15 protein-coding genes are annotated in these 17,373 nt (G+C 38.7%); 7 read left to right on the top strand and 8 right to left on the bottom strand.

Annotated elements, in window-relative coordinates:
• Positions 1–12 precede the first annotated feature (12 nt).
• The 4 genes from hemN to H3R33_RS06560 form a co-directional block, all read right to left on the bottom strand.
• Positions 13–1,377 (bottom strand): oxygen-independent coproporphyrinogen III oxidase, encoded by a 1,365-nt coding sequence (gene hemN, locus H3R33_RS06575; RefSeq protein ID WP_198185086.1) that lies wholly within the window; start codon positions 1,375–1,377, stop codon positions 13–15.
• 18 nt (positions 1,378–1,395) lie between these two features.
• Positions 1,396–2,262: an OmpW family protein gene (locus tag H3R33_RS06570; RefSeq protein WP_110439197.1), complete on the bottom strand. Its 867-nt coding sequence runs from the start codon at positions 2,260–2,262 to the stop codon at positions 1,396–1,398.
• 366 nt (positions 2,263–2,628) lie between these two features.
• Positions 2,629–4,389 carry an ATP-binding protein gene (locus H3R33_RS06565; protein WP_370552696.1) on the bottom strand — a complete coding sequence of 587 codons (1,761 nt, stop codon included), beginning with the start codon at positions 4,387–4,389 and terminating at the stop codon, positions 2,629–2,631.
• Positions 4,390–4,432: 43 nt separating this feature from the next.
• Positions 4,433–5,143, bottom strand: coding sequence for a response regulator transcription factor (locus H3R33_RS06560; RefSeq protein ID WP_110439199.1), 711 nt, complete (start codon positions 5,141–5,143; stop codon positions 4,433–4,435).
• A gap of 256 nt (positions 5,144–5,399) precedes the next feature.
• Between H3R33_RS06560 and H3R33_RS06555 the strand changes: the two genes are divergently transcribed.
• The 6 genes from H3R33_RS06555 (at position 5,400) to H3R33_RS06530 (ending at position 12,336) form a co-directional block, all read left to right on the top strand.
• Positions 5,400–6,017, top strand: a complete 618-nt coding sequence (locus tag H3R33_RS06555; protein WP_198185088.1) for a nucleotide exchange factor GrpE — start codon at positions 5,400–5,402, stop codon at positions 6,015–6,017.
• Positions 6,018–6,251: 234 nt separating this feature from the next.
• The gene (gene dnaK, locus H3R33_RS06550) at positions 6,252–8,189 is read left to right on the top strand and encodes a molecular chaperone DnaK (RefSeq protein WP_198185089.1); all 1,938 of its coding nucleotides are present in this window, start codon (positions 6,252–6,254) and stop codon (positions 8,187–8,189) included.
• A 129-nt stretch (positions 8,190–8,318) separates the two neighbouring features.
• The gene (dnaJ, locus tag H3R33_RS06545) at positions 8,319–9,455 is read left to right on the top strand and encodes a molecular chaperone DnaJ (protein WP_110439202.1); all 1,137 of its coding nucleotides are present in this window, start codon (positions 8,319–8,321) and stop codon (positions 9,453–9,455) included.
• 34 nt (positions 9,456–9,489) lie between these two features.
• Positions 9,490–10,287, top strand: coding sequence for a 4-hydroxy-tetrahydrodipicolinate reductase (gene dapB / locus H3R33_RS06540; RefSeq protein WP_198185090.1), 798 nt, complete (start codon positions 9,490–9,492; stop codon positions 10,285–10,287).
• Between the two features lie 97 nt (positions 10,288–10,384).
• Positions 10,385–11,572 carry a methionine adenosyltransferase gene (gene metK / locus H3R33_RS06535; protein ID WP_198185091.1) on the top strand — a complete coding sequence of 396 codons (1,188 nt, stop codon included), beginning with the start codon at positions 10,385–10,387 and terminating at the stop codon, positions 11,570–11,572.
• An 11-nt stretch (positions 11,573–11,583) separates the two neighbouring features.
• A complete protein-coding gene (locus tag H3R33_RS06530; RefSeq protein ID WP_198185092.1) occupies positions 11,584–12,336 on the top strand; it encodes a tRNA (guanosine(46)-N(7))-methyltransferase TrmB in 753 nt (250 codons plus the stop codon).
• Here H3R33_RS06530 and H3R33_RS06525 read toward each other — a convergent pair.
• Positions 12,331–12,909, bottom strand: coding sequence for a DedA family protein (locus tag H3R33_RS06525; RefSeq protein WP_155568668.1), 579 nt, complete (start codon positions 12,907–12,909; stop codon positions 12,331–12,333). The two genes, H3R33_RS06530 and H3R33_RS06525, sit on opposite strands and share 6 nt — an antisense overlap.
• A gap of 168 nt (positions 12,910–13,077) precedes the next feature.
• On the opposite strand from H3R33_RS06525, the gene H3R33_RS06520 reads away from it, so the two are divergent.
• Positions 13,078–15,009, top strand: coding sequence for a S9 family peptidase (locus tag H3R33_RS06520; RefSeq protein WP_198185093.1), 1,932 nt, complete (start codon positions 13,078–13,080; stop codon positions 15,007–15,009).
• 50 nt (positions 15,010–15,059) lie between these two features.
• On the opposite strand, the gene H3R33_RS06515 is transcribed toward H3R33_RS06520, so the two are convergent.
• The 3 genes from H3R33_RS06515 to nagA form a co-directional block, all read right to left on the bottom strand.
• Positions 15,060–15,752 carry a pirin family protein gene (locus H3R33_RS06515; protein ID WP_198185094.1) on the bottom strand — a complete coding sequence of 231 codons (693 nt, stop codon included), beginning with the start codon at positions 15,750–15,752 and terminating at the stop codon, positions 15,060–15,062.
• A gap of 74 nt (positions 15,753–15,826) precedes the next feature.
• Positions 15,827–16,096, bottom strand: a complete 270-nt coding sequence (locus H3R33_RS06510) for a DUF333 domain-containing protein (protein WP_197037451.1) — start codon at positions 16,094–16,096, stop codon at positions 15,827–15,829.
• 159 nt (positions 16,097–16,255) lie between these two features.
• Positions 16,256–17,371, bottom strand: coding sequence for an N-acetylglucosamine-6-phosphate deacetylase (gene nagA, locus H3R33_RS06505; RefSeq protein ID WP_198185095.1), 1,116 nt, complete (start codon positions 17,369–17,371; stop codon positions 16,256–16,258).
• Between the last annotated feature and the right edge of the window lie 2 nt (positions 17,372–17,373).

Genomic DNA, 17,373 nt, shown 5'->3' with positions numbered 1-17,373 from the left:
TTTTTCTTTCACCTAAATCGCCTGCGCATGGCGATGGGGAGCTGCACGGTAATAAGCATCAAAAACCACGGCGATATTTCGTAAAAAGGGACGACCTTCTTCTGTCACTGTAATTTCATTATTACGAATAATAACCAGACCATCCTCTTCAAAACAGCGTAGCTTTTTAAGAAACTCACCTAATAAAAACGGATCTTGTTTATATTGACCAATCATTTTCTTTAAATCAACATGTAAGTCACACATTAACCGCTCAATTATTTCCCAACGGAACAAATCTGCTGTACTACGCTGCACTCCCCTTACAACGGGCAAGATATCGGACTGCTGCATTGCCTTTTGATAGCCATAGGAAGATGGCTGATTTTGAAAAATACCTTGCGGTAAAATTGAAATTGATGAAGCACCAACTCCTAACAGTGCTTTGGCTTGGTCTACGGTATATCCCTGGAAGTTGCGATGAAGTGCGCCTTTTTCCATTGCCTTACTCATGGAATCATGAGGCAAAGCATAATGATCAAATCCGATAACTCGATAACCCGCTTTTTTTAAAACTTCATCAATAATCTGTCTCTGCTCAAAACGTTCAGCCGGATTGGGTAAGATTTCCCCCTCCAACAAAGTTTGGCGTTTAAATTTCCATGGGACATGTGCATAACCAAAAACAGCCAAACGATCAGGCCTTAACGTCACAATAGCTTCTATCGTTTCTCGAACACTGGCAGCTGTTTGATTGGGCAGACCATAAATCAAATCACAATTAACCGATTTTATATTTTTCTGTCTGACACGATCAATACAATCAGAAATCATTTCAAAACTCTGGATTCGACCGCAAGCCTTTTGCACTTCAGGAGCAATATCCTGAACTCCAAGGCTAACCCGTGTAAACCCAACAGAGGGTAATAATACAAGATAATCCTCGGAGATATGTCTTGGATCTAATTCTATCGAAATATCGGCATCTTGCTGAACATAAAATAAGGATCGTATTGTTGACATTACCTTTTTCATCGCTTCAATCGGTAATGTTGTAGGAGTACCCCCACCAAAATGAACAAAACTTACTTTACGACGCGATTTTAAAAGGGTTGCCAGTCGTTTCAATTCATCACATAGAAGATTACCATAAGCAACCCGCACATTAACTTGATGAACGACTTGTGTGTTACAGGCACAAAATTTGCACAATTCATCACAAAAAGGAACATGGATATACAAAGAAACAGGCTCTTCTTCAGGAAAAGCCTGCAACCAATGTTTATACTCATTAAACCCGACACGCTCTTCAAACTGTACAGCTGTTGGGTAACTTGTATAACGCGGCACGTTTCCTTCATACCGCGCAAGACGGTCAAAGGAAACTTCGGGTTTCATGCCAATCTCCGCAATGAATTAAAAGCGATATCCAATACCCATACTTACAACGGTTGGATTCAAAGAAGTACGAGCATCAATTCTGTTAGGACTGTCATTAATATGGGCACGTTGTTGTAAAAGAATCTGTTTTACATCAGCATTATAGAACCAGTTTCCAACAATCTGATAATCAAACCCGAAATTGAAAGATGGACCAACTGCTGTTTCAAGCCCCACTTTTTTGACAATACCCCCTGCAGGAGAGATATTATGCCAGAAAGCGACTGTCAAGCCAACACCTACATAAGGATTAAAGGCCTTATGAGGACGGAAATGCCATTGTGCTGTCAAGGTAGGAGGTAAAATCCATCCACTGCCCACATCCACCTTACCAAGACCCGGGACACCCTGTGCCTTGATTTCATGACGTGTACTTGCCGCAATTAATTCAAATGACAAATTATCCGTGACAAAATAATCAAAACTTAATTCAGGCATAACCTGGTTTGTTGCATTGACATGCCCTCCAACGGATGTTTTAGAACTTGTATTATTCGTGATAACACCCAATGCACTTAATCTGATGATAAAATCACCTTTACCCAAACCAATTCTGGTTACACCAGGACATGTTTTAAATAAACCACAATGAGGTTTTGGTTTTTTAGGTGGAGCATACATTGGAACTTCACGATACTGGATTTTTCCACTCCAGCCAGAAGCCCAGATTTCTTCTCTTCTCATAGGAATTGCCGTTGCTGGGGCAGTTGTGCTTGAAGCTGGAGCCAATGCTGGATTGGCAGCAGGAGTCAGATTAGGAGAAGCATAATGTTGTTGTGCATAGCCTGCGACTGGCGTAAACAAAAATGCACAGGTAAGAATACGACTTAATGATTTTTTCATTGTGATGAAACCTTACTGATCAAAGTAAAGATAAAATGATCAAATTAAATAGTTAAATGTTCTTTTTTATTAGGATCATAACCATTGATCAGGCAACCAGTTTCTAACAATATATACTTAAACAATACATAATGTGACCAAATAACAACAAATAAATATGCAATCTTTCGCAAAAAAATTAATTAGTTCCTGATAAAGCTTAACAAATTAGGATAATCATTATTTTAATAAGTATTTTTTTTACATATTATATTACAAATATATATTTGTAATATATCTTTAATTGTAATTAAATATTCGAAAATTCTTTGAGCGAATCGGTTTTTGTTTGATTAAATTTTTAAATTTACAACAAAATCCAATCAGTTATTTTGCCCTTGGTAAAGAAACCACAAAAGAGGCGCCAATAACTTTTCCTGCATCATCATACCGGTTATAGGCACGAATTGACCCTTTCAAGGCAACCACAATTTGCCGACAAATTGATAATCCAAGACCTGAATGTTGCCCAAAATTTTCTCCTTGAGGTCGCTCTGTATAGAACCGTTCAAAGATATTGTTTAATTTGTTTTCAGGAATCCCCGGCCCCTCATCACTGACCATGATTTCCACGTTATCTTTGACTGCAACAGCCGACAAAATAATTCTTCCCTTTGATGGAGAAAAAGAAGATGCGTTTCCAATTAAATTCCTTAAAACCTGTACCAGTCTATCTTCAATTGCCAAAACAGAAAGCGGATATTTAATATCGTCATTTTTCAGATCCACAACAATATAAGGATCATCTTCTTTCTGTGTGGCTGCATTGATATCAGCAAGCAAACGAAAAATAGGCGCTACAGCAACAGCTTTTGGAGCCACCCTTGACATTTCAGATTCAATACGACTTGAATTGGCAATATCCGTTATTAAACGATCCAAACGTTTAACATCATCGGTAATGATGAATAATAACTGTTGACGATGTTTATCATCTTTTATTCTTGGTAACAATTCAATTGCAGAACGAATAGAAGACAAAGGATTTTTTAGCTCATGACTGACATCAGCCGCAAAACGCTCAATTGCATCCATCTTGGTCCATAACTCTCTTGCACTATCCTGAATTGCCCTTGCCAGATCACCGATAACATCTTTTCGGATCAAAAGGGAATCAGGAATCATTCTGTTTCGTCCCGTAGATTTATGAATCCTGTAAGCGGAATTAGCCAAACTCAGTAAAGGTTTTGCAATAGTCAACGACAAATACCAAGATAATAGGACCGTTATTGCCAAGGCAACTAAAAATAGAATCAAAATTGATGCACGCACAGAAAATAGCGCCTGATCAATATCCTGTGCCTCTCTTGTCAATTCAATAATACCTACAAGCTGTTTCTGATGGATGATAGGTTCAGATACGGTAATCAACAAACGATAATCAACCGTCCTACGAATATAAGGGGGAGCTTCATAATTATTTGATAATTCATGCAGCTTAAATGTCTGATTATCATAAGGTACACTATCTGGATCAGCACCCATTTCAAGAAACTCAATTCTTCTTGCATTCGTATAGGGAAGCCAACTTAAAAGATGATCATAAATCTGTTCTAAAAAGCCGTCATAATTTAAATATTTATTTTTATTACTCTCACCAAATACGGTTATTTTTTTCTGTGAATCTTGTTCTGTATTTGAAAAAACTGAATTATCAAGTCGATTATCTTTATGAGATCTATATATTTTTTTTCTTTCATTTTGACTGTCAATAACCAGTTTCCCATTAACAGCATAAACACGTGCACGTACACGTGGACTGGGGTTTGTTAGGCTTAACAAAAGAGGTCTGGCCAATTCAACAGATAAAGATTGATTATTTCGCTGTTCTGGCACCAGAGCATAAAAATCCAAGGATCGAAAAAAAACATCATCCTTAATCTTCTTGATTGCACTTTGGCTGAGTGCTCCAGCATAAATTTTTGCCTGCTCCCGTAAAACATTGATTTCTGTTTCCAAAAGGCTATTCTGAAATTGATTCAAATAAAGAAGTGTAACAACCAAAACCACAAGAGGAAGCGTATTAACCAATAATATCCTTTTCATCAGAGGAGAGAAAAAAAGTTTCTTGAATCTTCTATCCTCCAAAGGGTAATGACGATAAAAAAAACCAAAGAGTTTATAGACTTTTCTAATCTTCTTTGTAACGATATCCAATGCCATACAACGTTTCTATTTTATTAAATTCAGGATCAATCTGACGAAATTTCTTGCGGATACGTTTAATATGACTATCTATTGTTCTATCATCAACATAAATATTTTCACCATAGGCAGCATCAATCAACTGATCCCTTGATTTTACCAGGCCGGGCCGTGTTGCCAATGCTTTGGTCAATAAAAATTCAGTTACTGTCAATTGAATATCCTGGTCATGCCAACGACATTGATGGCGCATATCATCCAAGGTTAAAGCACCACGAATAACCAAACCGTTATTGATCCCACCATCATTTTCAGCCTTATTGACTTCATGACGCCTTAACAAAGCACGGATACGCTCCAGAAGAAGACGCTGGGAAAAAGGTTTAGTGATATAATCATCTGCCCCAAGGCGCAACCCCATTAACTGGTCAATTTCCTCATCCTTGGAAGATAATATTATCACGGGAATTTGGGAACGGTTACGCAGTCTCTGCAACAATTCTATTCCATCCATCCGAGGCATCTTAATATCCAAAACCACCAGATCAACAGGACGTGATAAAAGACCTTGCAACGCACTTTCACCATCCGTATAGGTCTGAACAATAAAACCGTCAGCTTCCAGCATCATAAAAACAGAGGTTAAAATATTACGGTCATCATCAACCAATGCTATGACATGTTTCCCTGCTTCCACCTGTTACACTCCACCAATCCATTAAAAATAAATCAAAATCTTATATAAATATGCTAGAATAAAGTTAAATAGAAAATAAATTATAAAATCAATTCCAAAGGTTAATTTCTATATCTTATTTGCTCTATTTCATTCGTATTTCTTGTAACTTTCAAAAAGTTTATTAAAATAGATCTGTCTTAAATTTTGTAAGGATACCGATCTTATCCAATATCTTTTACAATCTTTTTAACAGAATAAAACAAATTTGGTTATTATGACAAAAGAAGAAAATTTACACGCCAATACAGAAAATAGCTCTGTTCCTGATCAGGAACAAGATTCACGGGGTCATGAAACTATTTTCCCACAAGAGGATAACGGCACGGAATCTTCAGATTCCTCTTCCAGCCAGAATAGTGAAGTTGACAAGTTGAAAAATGAACTGCAAGCCATGAAAGATCAGTGGATGCGTTCAGAAGCCGAAAATCAGAATCTGCGCAATCGCCATAAAAAAGAGCTTGAAGATACACGCCTGTATACTGTACAGAAATTTGCTCGTGACATCGTAGAGGCAGCCGAAAACCTGCGTCGCGGCATTGATAGCTTGCCAAAACCAGCTGGGAATGAAGATCCAATGATTACAAAAATGCGTGAAGGTTTTGAAAGTACTGAACGTTCATTTTTAAAAATTCTGGAAAAAAATGGTATCAAATGTGAAGATCCGACAGGCAGTCCATTTGATGCAAATAAACATCAAGCAATGGCAGAACAACCATCTGATGAACACCCTCAGGGAACCATTATTCAAAGCTGGACCCCAACATGGACCCTAAATGACCGTCTGTTAAAACCAGCCATGGTTGTCGTGGCCAAATCTCCTGAAAACACATAATGCAGATATTAAATAACTAAATTAATTAGCTGACTTCCATTAATTAAATGTGTATAATGGGGCTGTTCAAAAGGTTTCTTGAAGATTTCACTAAAGAAACTTATATAATGGTAACAAGTCATAACTGTAACCTCGCCATTATTGGGGGTTAATGTTTAATGACCATGATTTTTAAAAAAGGACTTTTAGAAGGCGCTTCGGGTCTTGTGAAAGTTGCTATTAGGAGATGAATTAATGAGTAAAGTTATTGGTATTGACCTTGGTACAACAAACTCCTGTGTTGCTATCCGTGAAGGTAATGAAACCAAAGTAATAGAAAATAGTGAGGGGGCCCGTACTACCCCTTCGATGGTTGCTTTCACTGAAAACAATGAAATGCTTGTTGGTCAGTCAGCAAAAAGACAGGCTGTCACTAATCCAACAAATACATTTTACGCCGTAAAACGGTTAATTGGTCGTCGGTTTGACGATCCGACTGTAAGCCGTGACAAGGGGTTGGTTCCCTATTCTATTGTCAAAGGTGAAAATGGCGATGCATGGGTTGAAGCCAGAGATAAAAAATACGCCCCTTCACAAATTTCTGCATTCATTTTAGGTAAAATGAAAGAAACAGCAGAAGCATATCTGGGCGAAAAAGTAACACAGGCTGTCATTACTGTTCCGGCTTATTTTAATGACGCGCAACGTCAGGCAACCAAGGATGCCGGTAAAATTGCTGGACTTGATGTTCTTCGTATTATCAACGAACCAACAGCCGCCGCGCTGGCCTACGGTTTGGAAAAGAAAAATAGCGGCACCATTGCTGTATATGACCTAGGTGGTGGTACTTTTGATATTTCTGTTCTAGAAATATCTGATGGTGTAATTGAAGTTAAATCAACCAACGGTGATACTTTCCTTGGTGGTGAGGATTTTGATGCTCGAATCATTGATTTCTTGGCTGATGAATTCAAAAAAGAACAAGGAATTGACCTTCGCAGTGATAAACTTGCCTTACAACGTTTGAAAGAGGCAGCTGAAAAAGCAAAAATCGAACTTTCCTCTTCAAAAGAAACGGAAATTAACCTTCCATTTATAACCGCTGATGCTTCCGGTCCAAAACACTTGGTCATTAAACTAAGCCGTGCAAAACTGGAAAGCTTGGTTGATGATCTAATCACCAAAACCCTAGAACCTTGTAAGGCAGCGATCAAGGATGCCGGATTATCAGCAAATAATATTGATGAAGTTATTTTGGTAGGTGGAATGACCCGTATGCCAAAAGTCATCGAGGTCGTCAAAAGCTTCTTTGGCAAGGAACCCGCCCGTAACGTTAACCCTGATGAAGTCGTTGCAATTGGTGCTGCCATTCAAGGTGCTGTTCTTAAGGGGGATGTTAAAGACGTACTGTTGCTTGACGTTACTCCTTTATCCCTTGGAATTGAAACACTCGGGGGTGTTTTCACACGTTTAATCGATAGAAACACAACCATTCCTACAAAGAAAAGCCAAACGTTCTCTACAGCAGAAGACAACCAAAGTGCTGTTACCATCAAGGTTTACCAAGGTGAACGTGAAATGGCGGCAGACAACAAGTTGCTTGGCAACTTTGACCTGACAGGAATCGCACCTGCACCACGTGGAGTTCCACAAATTGAAGTAACATTCGATATTGATGCAAACGGTATCGTTTCTGTATCCGCCAAGGATAAAGCAACCGGTAAAGAGCAGCAAATTCGTATTCAGGCTTCTGGTGGTCTGTCAGATGCCGATATCGAAAAAATGGTTAAAGATGCTGAAGCGAATGCTGAGGCAGACAAGCAGAAGAAAGAAATGGTTGAAAGTAGAAATCAGGCAGATATGATGGTCGCCCAGGTAGAGAAAAACCTGCAAGAGCATGGTGACAAGATTGATGCCTCAACAAAATCAGATATTGAAGCTGCCGTAGCCGATGTTAAAAGCAAAAAAGAAGGTGATGATTTGGAGGCCCTAAAATCATCAACTGAAAAACTTTCCCAGCTTTTGATGAAAATCGGTGAAACCATTTACAAAGCAACCAATAATGCAAATGCAGCCGCAGGGGCTGCTGGAGCAGAAACTGCAGATCAAGCAGGTTCCTCTGCAAAACCAGAAGAAGACATTGTTGATGCTGATTTTGAAGATGTCAATCATAATGACAAAAAATCTAGCTAATGGGTCAATGCCTATTAAATAAGATATATTAACCAATTTGATATGTCGTAAGAAGTCAAGCCCGTCCTTTCAACAAAGGCGGGCTGCTTTTTGTTACGATATCTATTTGAAGATAATTTGAGGACATCAATGTCTAAACGAGATTATTATGAAATTCTAGAGATTAGTCGCACGTCAAGTAGCGAAGAAATTAAAAAAGCCTATCGCAAGAAAGCAATGCAATACCATCCTGATCGCAATCCTGGCGATCAGGAGGCGGAAGCCAAATTTAAAGAAATAAATGAGGCCTATGATGTTCTAAAAGATGAACAGAAAAAAGCCGCTTATGACCGTTTTGGTCACGATGCTTTCCAAAATGGCGGGGCCGGTAATGGTTTCGGCGGTGGTTTTGGAGCTGGTGGCTTCAGCGATATCTTTGACATGTTCGGCGATATGATGGGTATGAATCGTGGCGGTAACAGTCGCAAACGTTCTGGTGCTGATATCCAAATTCAAACCGAAATCCAGTTAACTGAAGCTTTTACAGGCATTAAGAAAAAGGTAAAATATAAAACAAAAAAACCTTGCCAAAGCTGTGATGGATCAGGATCAACAGACAAAACCAATGGAAATAAAACCTGTCCGACCTGTCATGGTTCTGGAAAAATCCGTGCTCAACAGGGATTTTTTCTGGTAGAACGCCCTTGTAATACCTGTCATGGAACAGGCCAGGTCATCAGTAACCCATGTAAAAAATGTCATGGAACCGGGCTTGAAAATCAAGATAAAGAGTTGGAAATCGATATACCTGCCGGAATTGAAGATGGAACACGTATAAGGATTTCGGGGGAAGGGGAGGCCGGCAGCAATGGAAATCCACCTGGGGATTTATACGTATATGTTTCTGTTTTACCCCATGATCTATTTCACAGAGAAGGGGCAAATATATTCTGTCGTATCCCCATTCGAATCACGCAGGCTGCTTTGGGAACAGAACTTGAAGTACCTATCATAGATGGTGGCAGATCAAAAGTGAAAATTCCTGCCGGTACCCAAACAGGTAAACAATTCCGTTTACGGGGTAAGGGTTTTTCTGTTCTACGCTCTTCATCACGTGGTGATATGTATATTGAAGTCAAAGTCGAGATTCCTCAACATTTAACAAAACGCCAGAAAGAGCTGCTTGAAGAATTCGAGGCAGAAGCACAAAATAAAGAAAATGAGGGAAATCCGGAAACAACGAGTTTTTTTAAGAAAGTCAAAGATTTTTTTGAAGGAAAATCCTGATTAATCTATTCTTTGATAAATGAAAGTGTTTAGAATGAATATATCTGTTTTACATATTGGTATTGCTGGCATAACCGGACGTGTTGGACGTCTTTTAATGGAAGAAATTACCTCTAGAGATAATGCTGTTTTATCTGGAGGTACATCACTTTCAAAAGACATTCATGATATGCCAGATTCTGTTCAAATCTTCTCTGACATTGCAAGTCTGGTCGAAAAAAGTGATGTAATTATCGATTTTACAAATGCTACAGCAACAGAAACACATGCAAAAGCATTAAACAATAGTAAAACAGCATGGATTTTAGGAACAACAGGCATATCTGAATCCGTCCAAAAACTTATCAAAGAAACCGCAAAAACCATTCCTGTTGTTCAGGCGGCTAATTTTTCACCTGGTGTAACCTTGATAACCCGACTGGCTTTTGAACTGGCGAAAGCTTTGCCTGCCGATCAGTATGATGCTGAAATTGTGGAAACACACCATCGTCAAAAAGTTGACGCTCCATCTGGAACAGCCTTGGCAATCGGGGAATCCATTGCAAAAGCAAGAAAGGTGGATTTAGGATCTGTTGCAGAAATTGGCAGAAAAGGATTTACAGGGGCGCGGAAAAAAGATGCCATCGGATTTGCTTCCTTAAGGGGCGGGCAAATTGTTGGTGAACATAGTGCCATATTTCTCTCCGATGTCGAGGAAATTGTTCTTACACATAAAGCTTTTGATCGTCGCATTTTTGCAAAAGGTGCCGTTCGATCAGCTTTTTGGTGTATCAATAAACCCGCAGGTTTATATGGCATGAACCATGTTTTGGGACTGGATCCGGTCAAATAATAATTTTTTTTAAATTAATACTTGACGGATAGACCACAAAAGGGTCTGTTTACAATACTTGTGTTTTTTTATTTATTAGTGAGATAGCAGAAAAATTATGCGAAACAATAGCGATTTTCTGTTCGCTTCGGAATCGGTATCAGAGGGTCATCCAGATAAAGTTGCCGATCGTATCAGCGACACCATTTTGGATACCTACCTTGCCGCAGATCCAGAAGCGCGCGTAGCTTGTGAGACTCTTGTTACAACCAATCAGGTAATTTTGGCTGGAGAACTGCGTGGCCCGAAAAGCATTACCAAAGAAATGCTCAATGAAAAAGCCCGTGAAACCATACGTGAAATTGGATACGACCAGGACGGTTTTTCTTGGAAAACCGCAAATATATTAAACCTGTTACATGCACAGTCTCCCCATATCGCAGTCGGTGTTGACAGTAATGAAAGTAAAGATGAAGGTGCTGGCGATCAGGGAATCATGTTTGGTTTTGCAACGTCTGAAACCGAAACCTTAATGCCTGCCCCAATTTATTATGCTCATAAGATCCTAAAAAATCTCAATGACCTACGTAAATCAAGTAACCCTAAGGGTAAAGGATTTCTTCCGGACGCAAAAAGTCAGGTAACCTTGCGTTATGTTCACGGTAAACCTGTTGGCGCAACCTCTGTTGTTTTATCAACCCAACATGAGGAATCCATGCCACAGGAAAACATTCGTGACGTTTTAAAAGAACTGATTACGAATACATTGCCAGAAGGCTGGATGTGTCCAGAAAAAGAATTTTATGTCAATCCTACAGGAATTTTTGTTATTGGAGGTCCTGATGGCGATTGTGGCCTGACAGGTCGTAAAATCATCGTCGATACTTATGGTGGGGCTGCCCCTCATGGTGGTGGAGCTTTCTCGGGTAAGGATCCAACCAAAGTTGATCGCTCAGCAGCATATGCCTGTCGTTATCTTGCCAAAAATATTGTAGCTTCCGGTCTTGCTGATCTTTGTACCCTGCAAATTTCATATGCGATTGGAGTTTCCCATCCTCTCTCTGTTTATGTTGATTTACATGGAACAGGCAAAGACATTGATGAAGCAAAACTTGAAAAAGTTTTACGTGAATTAATGGATCTTTCTCCAAGAGGCATCCGTAAACATTTACGATTAAATCGTCCCATATACAAACAAACTTCAGCCTACGGTCATTTTGGACGCCATCCAGACCCGGTAAAAGATGATTTTACATGGGAAAAAACTGATCTTGTTGATGCTTTGCAAAATGCTTTTAATCGTTAAAACTTAAGTATATGACCATAATTCAAAAAGGTTCTTGTGGAGAAAGTACTCAAGAGCCTTTTTCCAAAACAGATTCATCCCTACCCAAAGACCGTTTGTACGGGCGTCGTCGTGGCCATCCTTTACGCGACAGACAAAAACGGCTTCTTTCAGAATATCTTCCCCGAATCAAATTCCCAACCAGAAATATCAAACACCCCTTTGAGGCTTTTGAAAATCAGCCTAGGGCATTATGGTTGGAAATTGGGTTTGGGGGAGGTGAGCACAGTCTTGCCCAGCACCAAATACATTCTGATATTGGTTATATTGCATGTGAGGTATTCGAAAACGGAATTTGTTCCCTATTATCCAATCTTGTTCGGGAAGATGTTAAGGAAACAGAAGCAACTGTTCCAAATATGCTTCGGATATGGAATGAAGATGCACGTATCTTGATCCGTGCATTACCGGAAAATTCAATTGAAAAGATTTTTCTGCTTTTTCCTGACCCTTGGCCAAAAACGAGACATGCAAAAAGACGGTTTGTCCATCCAGAACGTCTGCCTTTGCTTCATCGTATTCTAACCTCCAAAGGACAATGGCATATTGCAAGTGATGATCCAACCTATCAGGCATGGGTTGAAGAAACCATGGAGAATCAACCCTATTTCAAGAAAATCATGCAAACGAACAAACGTCCTGAAAACTGGCCACCAACCCGTTACGAACAAAAAGCCTACAAGGCTGGAAGATCACCAATTTTCTGGATATTTGAAAAATCATGATTTTTTATTATTATCAACTTTTAGTTCCTGTTCTGCGCGTTTGACAAGCCTATGTTCGTTATTACGTAAAAATATAAACACCAGAACAGCAACTACAACAAAGATAATCCCTATAACAAGGCCTATAGTCCCTTTTAATCTAAGAAATTCCTGCCCCAGGAAATATGCGGTATATGTAAAGGCACCTGCCCAACACATACCCCCCAAAGCGTTATAGATTAAAAAATCCTTCCAATGCATATGTGTTGCACCCGCCAATAAAGCCGTAAAAAACCTTAAAATGGCAACAAAACGCCCAAAAAAAACAGCTTTACCCCCATGATGCTTAAACAAATATTGTCCTAATAATAAACGATCTGGAGTCAATTTGAATTTAGGACCATATTTTTTCAATACTGGATATCCAACAATACGACCAATAAGATATCCAAAATTATCCCCCATAATCGCACCGACAATCGCGGATAAGGCTATATAATTAATATTGAGGCTACTGTAATGAGAGGCACAGTAAATGGATATGGTAATCAGCAAGCTTTCAGCTGGTAGGATTAATCCCATACTTTCCAACATAATGATAAGACCAACAATATAATAGGCATGGGATTCATAATGATGAACAAATTGTAAAATATAATCTAACAGTGTTTAAAATCCATATTGTTTCATTTCTAAAAATCTTACTATCTTTATGACCGATTCTAACCAATTAAGAAAGATTTAATTTTTATCGAGTTTGTTATGAATATGTTCAAAAAAAATGGCCCTTGTGGAAGTTGGCCCTCCCCTTTCACAACGGAAACTGTTGCAGGGAAGAACGTTATTTTTTCCGAATTACAAATAGATGAGGAAAACATATATTGGCTTGAAAGACGTCCACAGGAACAAAACAGAACCGTTCTTGTCCAATGGAATAAAAACATGGGTATAAAGGATATAACCACACCATCATTTTCTGTTGGAAATAAGGTACATGAATATGGTGGAGGATCCTATAGCGTTCATAAAAACAGTATTGTTTTTAGCGATCTTTATACAGGTGGGATTTGGACTGTTTCACAAGATCGGCAGGCTACTTGTCTGTATCAGGACAAAGCCTTGCGTTTTGCCAGCTTTAACTTGATTGATAAACATGTTTTCTGTGTTTGTGAAGATCATTCAACAAATAATGTTAAAAACAGTCTTGTTCTATTTTCATTGGATAATCCAAATATAATGATAACACTGGATGAAAAGGCTGATTTTTATAGCACACCAACATTATCAAAGGATCAAGCGAAGCTCGCCTGGATTGAATGGTATCATCCTTTCATGCCATGGGAATCAACGTATTTATGTTGTGCAGATTTTGATATTAAGGATAAAGCGATTAAAAATAAAAGGATCTTGGCTGGTAATAAACAAATTGAATCTCTGATTGAACCAGGCTGGACAGAAAATAATCAGCTCTATGTTTGCAGTGACCGTGAAAATTGGTGGAATCTTTACCATGTAAACTTGCACAATGACGAAGCTGATAACTTAAGAGCCATTACCCAGATGAATGCCGAAATTGGTAAACCACATTGGATTTTTGGCCAAAAAAACTGGTATCCGGCTTCAAATAATAATTTTGTTGTCCAGGCTATTCATCAGGGATTTCCTGAAACATTTGTCATAAGTCATAATAAAATCAAAAAAATCTCCCTAGATCAACCTGAATATTGTCCTGTTCCCATAAAAAATAATGAATTTGCCTGGATAAACTGCTCAACTTCCCGACCAACGGAAATCATTTACCAGGATAATCATCACAATAGACAGGTTATTCAAATATCAAGTCTAGTTCATATACACAAGGAAGACATTTCCATTGGACATACTATATGTTTCCCAACACAGGACCATCAATATGCTTATGGTTTTTTCTATCCTCCAACCAATCGGCATTTTCAACCAAATAAAAATGAATTACCTCCCTTGATGGTCATTGCTCATGGTGGACCAACAGGTCAAACTGTTAACAGTTACAATCCAAAGATACAATTCTGGACCAGTCGAGGTTTCGCGGTTGTTGATGTTAATTATCGAGGATCTACGGGTTTTGGAAAAACCTACCGGAATGCATTACAAAAAAAATGGGGAATCCTGGATGTCCAGGATTGTATTGATGCCTGTAACTATCTGATCAAGCAACAAAAGGTTGACCCAAAAAAAATCGTCATAAAAGGCAGTAGCGCAGGAGGCTTTACCGTATTATCAGCCCTAGTCAAATCCAAGATTTTTGCTGCAGGATCATGTTTATATGGTGTGGGGGATTTAACAGCCCTGGCTGAGGAAACACATAAATTTGAATCGAACTATTTAAATGGTCTTATCGGATCTTATCCAGAAGAAAAAGAGCTTTATCATGAACGCTCCCCTTTGACCCATATTCATCAAATTGCATGTCCCCTTATTCTTTTTCAAGGCCTTAAAGATATGGTGGTCCCTCCATCACAGGCAGAAAATATTATTAAAGTTTTAAAAAACAACCATATTCCCCATGCATATTATACATTTAAAGAAGAAGGGCATGGATTTAAACAAGAGGCAACCGTAAAAAAAGTTCTTGAGCTGGAGCTGGCTTTTTTTGGTAAAATTCTTGGGTTTAAACCGGATAGTATTTCTGAAAAGGTAACATTACACACTTAGATAAAAAAGCAAATCCTTTTTTTGGATTTGTTTTAATGGGTTACAAACATTTACAATAATTCAAAAAGCAATATTTCAGCAGCTTTAACTGTTGTGATCTGAATATTTTCTTCATCAAAAACAGCAACGCCATCACTTGTTTGAATCAATTGTCCATTTATTCTCAATTCACCAGTAACAACTTGAATCCATACATTTCCGTATCTTTTTAAAATTGTATATTCATGATCTTCTTGTGCCTTAAATCGCCAACGCCAAAGATTCATGTCTTGGTAAATCTTTAGGGAATTTTCACGTGCGTCTGATGATAAAATGAGTTGCCTACCCTCAATCTCAGGAAAATATCTTGTTTCATACCGTGGCTTAATATTTATTTCATTTGGTTTAATCCATATCTGATAAAAATGTAACGTTTCCTGATCAGAGGGATTATATTCTGAATGATGAATTCCGGTACCGGCACTCATGATCTGAAACTCGCCGGCTTTTACCCGTTCCCTAAAACCCATACTATCTTGATGTTCAATGGTTCCTTCCAATACATAGGAAAGAATTTCCATATTCTTGTGTGGGTGCTGACCAAACCCTTTACCCACCTGTACCCGATCTTCATTAATTACCCTTAAATCTGAAAACCCCATAAAATCCGGATCATAGTAATTTGCAAACGAAAAACTGTGATAGGTTTCAAGCCAGCCATGGTTGGCATGCCCTCTTGCATTTGCCTTACGTACATAAATCATTCTATAGACTTTCAAATATTCAAGATAATGGAACCGATATTAATCAAGAATGTTTCATAAATACCATTGGTTTCCTAATTCTTAACGGAATGGTCTCTACGAAATAATGTCCATTCCTCAATAACCTGTCCACCAGGTAAAAGACAATCATTATATTCTCCAAGATCATTTTGTCTTTTGATCAGCTTTCCCTTCAACTCTAGACAATAAACAGAGGCAGGATTGGGCATCCCTATTTTTTTGGAGGAAAATGAGGTTTTATGATTACTTTTATTGGCCGCCTGGCAATTGGACAGAGTAAAAACCGATAATAATATTCCAATATTAACAAAATATTTATTCAAGTTTTACCCCTTTTGAATGTATTTACTATTTTATAATACTATGTTTAAGATAATTTCAGAACAAATTATTTACCTCCATTCTCTCACCAAATATCAAATAAAAAAACCTAACCTCAAACAAGGTTAGGCTCCATATCAGAATTTAAACCCAATTTGTAGCTAGACTCTTCTTTTGCCTGCAATCCAAACCTGTTCAACCTGCATATTGACATTCATCACAACAAAATCTGCCCTTTTTCCAAGTGTGATCTCACCACGATCAGTCAATCCCTGATATTGGGCTGCATTTGTACTTACCAAACGTGTCGCTTCCGGTAGTGTTGCCCCATGAACCAAAGCGTTACGAAAGGCTTGATCAAGCGTTAGGACACTTCCTGCAAGATGTCCATTCATTCCCATCACACAACCATTTTTAATGATCACTTTCTGTCCACCCAATTCACTTTCACCCTCAGGCATTCCAGCTCCACGCATCGCATCTGTCACAAACAGCAAATGATCTGGTTTTTGACGATGTGCCAATCGAAAATTGACAGGATGAACATGATGGGTATCAAAAATCATCTCAGCGTATGCCTTATCATCATCTAATATGGCCCCGGCAAGGCCTGGAGCGCGTCCTTCAATCCCACCCATTGCATTAAATAAATGGGTTCCCCCCACAACACCATGATGTGTATGAGTTATTTGCAAAGCATGTTGGGCTTGGCTATAGCTGCATGCCGTATGTCCCAAACTGACACGAATTCCAGCCTTGGTTAATAAAGGAACAGCCTGTTCAATATATTCAACTTCAGGGGCAATGGTAATGACTCTGACAATATCCAAGTCTATCATTTCCTGAAGCACTTCTGCCTTTGGCATGATATTAAATGGAGGCTGGGCACCCAGTTTTTTGCTACTGATAAAAGGACCTTCCAAATGGGCACCTCGAATATCGGGAAGATCCGCCAATCCCTTTTGTCGCACCTCTTTAACTGCCCAAAGTGAATCAAGAATTTCTTTCCATGGCCGTGTTATGGTTGTTGGTAGAATGGTTGTCGTGCCATGATGCATATGAAATCTTGAAAGCTTTTCAATTGCTTCCGCACCATCCATTGTATCCGCGCCATCTCCACCATGAACATGACCATCAATAAAACCCGGCAGAATATAATATTGTGAATCTTTATTGGATAAATTTCCAGCCTCTATATCAGAAATTATCTTACCAAAAGATATGTTACCTGTAACAACCCGATCACGTAATACAATACGTCCTTGTAAATTGGTCATCC

The sequence above is a fragment of the Commensalibacter sp. B14384M2 genome, assembly GCF_016101865.1.
Classification (GTDB): domain Bacteria; phylum Pseudomonadota; class Alphaproteobacteria; order Acetobacterales; family Acetobacteraceae; genus Commensalibacter; species Commensalibacter melissae.
Note: the sequence above shows the minus strand (reverse complement) of the source record. Positions and strands in the feature narration are given on the sequence as shown.

What these genes read in the sequence shown, in the direction of transcription:
- H3R33_RS06520 (WP_198185093.1), top strand. Translation starts at nt 13,078, where the DNA reads ATGAATATGTTCAAAAAAAATGGCCCTTGTGGAAGTTGGCCCTCCCCT.
- nagA (WP_198185095.1), bottom strand. Translation starts at nt 17,371, where the DNA reads ATGACCAATTTACAAGGACGTATTGTATTACGTGATCGGGTTGTTACA.
- H3R33_RS06555 (WP_198185088.1), top strand. Translation starts at nt 5,400, where the DNA reads ATGACAAAAGAAGAAAATTTACACGCCAATACAGAAAATAGCTCTGTT.
- H3R33_RS06530 (WP_198185092.1), top strand. Translation starts at nt 11,584, where the DNA reads ATGACCATAATTCAAAAAGGTTCTTGTGGAGAAAGTACTCAAGAGCCT.
- dnaJ (WP_110439202.1), top strand. Translation starts at nt 8,319, where the DNA reads ATGTCTAAACGAGATTATTATGAAATTCTAGAGATTAGTCGCACGTCA.
- hemN (WP_198185086.1), bottom strand. Translation starts at nt 1,377, where the DNA reads ATGAAACCCGAAGTTTCCTTTGACCGTCTTGCGCGGTATGAAGGAAAC.
- H3R33_RS06515 (WP_198185094.1), bottom strand. Translation starts at nt 15,752, where the DNA reads ATGATTTATGTACGTAAGGCAAATGCAAGAGGGCATGCCAACCATGGC.
- dnaK (WP_198185089.1), top strand. Translation starts at nt 6,252, where the DNA reads ATGAGTAAAGTTATTGGTATTGACCTTGGTACAACAAACTCCTGTGTT.
- H3R33_RS06570 (WP_110439197.1), bottom strand. Translation starts at nt 2,262, where the DNA reads ATGAAAAAATCATTAAGTCGTATTCTTACCTGTGCATTTTTGTTTACG.
- H3R33_RS06525 (WP_155568668.1), bottom strand. Translation starts at nt 12,909, where the DNA reads ATGTTGGAAAGTATGGGATTAATCCTACCAGCTGAAAGCTTGCTGATT.
- metK (WP_198185091.1), top strand. Translation starts at nt 10,385, where the DNA reads ATGCGAAACAATAGCGATTTTCTGTTCGCTTCGGAATCGGTATCAGAG.
- dapB (WP_198185090.1), top strand. Translation starts at nt 9,490, where the DNA reads ATGAATATATCTGTTTTACATATTGGTATTGCTGGCATAACCGGACGT.